The following is a 1,913-nucleotide window of genomic DNA, read 5'->3' as shown; positions in this document are numbered from 1 at the left end:
GTGTGGCGGTGCTCAACCGCATGCTGGCCGCCGCACGCCCGAACTCCGTGCGCTGTAAGGTTCATGCCGCATCACCTGTGGGGAAAGGGGCGCATTGCACACTGCTCCGCCTCCATGCACCAACGCCACAGCGCCACACAATTCAATGCTTTGGCTTGGTCACACTGATTTTATTTTTCTCGAATTTTGCAACGACTGTCAAGCCATCGAAGAGGCAAGATTTTTGTCTTAGCTCCTGGACACTTCTGTCGTAATCGCTGTAAACCACCTTTGTCGCGACTTGTTTAGACGTTGGGTCCTTATTGAATTCTCGAACAAAGCTGTCGACTATTTTATTAAGCTCCGTCATCGAGCTTCTGTTTGAATTTTGCCTTGCTTCCAGTGCAGCAAACTTAGATAACGCTTCGGCGACAGCCTCCTCAGAGCGACACGCCTGAAAGATATAGCGACCGGAAATTGATATTTGGCATTTTACTGAAGAATTAGTAAAGACCAAATTTCCGTTGCGCATGCTAGCATCCGTTCTTTGCGCGTGTTCTTCGCTTTGTCGGCCAGGATTTAGCATGGAAACCAATATGGTGTTGCACTCTTCGATATCAGGCACAGACCGGCCACGAATTAGCATTCCCGAGCTCCGCAGTGCCGGTGTAAGGAGCGATTCCTCTTCAGGGCGCAGCGCCGGTGGATCGGCGATCAGAATAACCACATACCCAGTTCGGTCTTGCTTAAAAACACTTTCTTTACCTAGGTAGGCGGTCGACGACGGGAATGTAAAGTGATTAGTTTTTTGCGCGCTGAATTGCCTACGTGCTTCCAAAGCATTATCACGCCTTGACGCATACATCGGATCAATGCACCGCCACCTGACAGCCCGCTGTTTGTCCTTCAAAAGTCGCTCGTGGATTAAATGCTCCGTCAACAGACGTCCTGATCCGAGAGATAGGACCGTGATGGGCAAGTCCGCCGAAAGCGAATTGATCTCAGCTGCGACCCGATTGATAAAAGCAATTCGACCTTCGTAGCTCGCGATAGTGGGATGGACCTCGAACGAAAGCGCATTGATCCGGGCTTGGGAGATTTGCGCCGGCCGCCCGGCTTGCGCAGGGGTGGTGATCAGTTCAAAACCGCTCGTACGAGCTAGTCTGTCTGTGCTCAAAGGCGGTGGCACCGCCGGGGTCGATAGCGAGCGCTGAATGGAGCGGCCAATAGCGGCGTTGGACCCGCGATGCCCGACCTGCGACGGCCCGTAGGGCGAATGCGCTGGGGTCCCTGGAAGATACAGCGGGGCCAAGGAGGGGGGGGGGGGCGGGGAAAGCGCCATGCCGTGCGGACGCGTGCGCAAATGGGGCCGGCGTCGGGCTGCGTCCGGCGGTGGCTGGAGCGCCGCTAGCGGTGGTCCGTAATGAACTGTCTGGCGAGTTGACTGGTTGCATGGTTCTCAATAATTAACAAAGAAGGTGTTGCTGCGCCCATTGTCAGACCCTGGCGCGCGCGCTTTCCCGCTCCCGCGTAAAACGTCGGCGTCATGCGAAGCGATTCCGCTCGGGTGGGCCACCTCGCCTGCGCGCCCCATCGATGGCGCCTTCGGTCAAACCCGCCCCGCGGCCTCAGCGCTGCTTGAGCCGTGCGTGATACTTGGCCGCTTCACGGCGCAAGCGCGACTGCTCCGGCGAAATGTAAATCGAGGTCGTGCCGAGGGACGCATGGCCCAACGTCTGTTGTACGACTTCGAGCGCGGCGCCGCTCGCGAGCATCTGCGTCGCGACAGTATGGCGAAACGCATGAGGCGAGGCGTTGGTGCATGGAGGCGGAGCAGTGTGCAATGCGCCCCTTTCCCCACAGGTTATGCGGCATGAACCTTACAGCGCACGGAGTTCGGGCGTGCGGCGGCCAGCATGCGGTTGAGCACCGCC

The 1,913-nt window shown here is 57.4% G+C and carries 1 protein-coding gene and 1 pseudogene; both read right to left on the bottom strand.

The window, feature by feature from the left end; all coding sequences use genetic code 11:
• Positions 1-142 precede the first annotated feature (142 nt).
• Entirely contained in the window at positions 143-1,156 is a 1,014-nt protein-coding gene (locus GWC77_RS27510; RefSeq protein WP_173262582.1) for a hypothetical protein, read from the bottom strand.
• Positions 1,157-1,607: 451 nt separating this feature from the next.
• Positions 1,608-1,790 (bottom strand): annotated as a pseudogene (locus GWC77_RS27505) (tyrosine-type recombinase/integrase); the annotation flags it as partial.
• Between the last annotated feature and the right edge of the window lie 123 nt (positions 1,791-1,913).

The organism is Paraburkholderia sp. NMBU_R16, assembly GCF_013282575.1.
Taxonomy (GTDB): Bacteria; Pseudomonadota; Gammaproteobacteria; order Burkholderiales; family Burkholderiaceae; genus Trinickia.
Note: the sequence above shows the minus strand (reverse complement) of the source record. Positions and strands in the feature narration are given on the sequence as shown.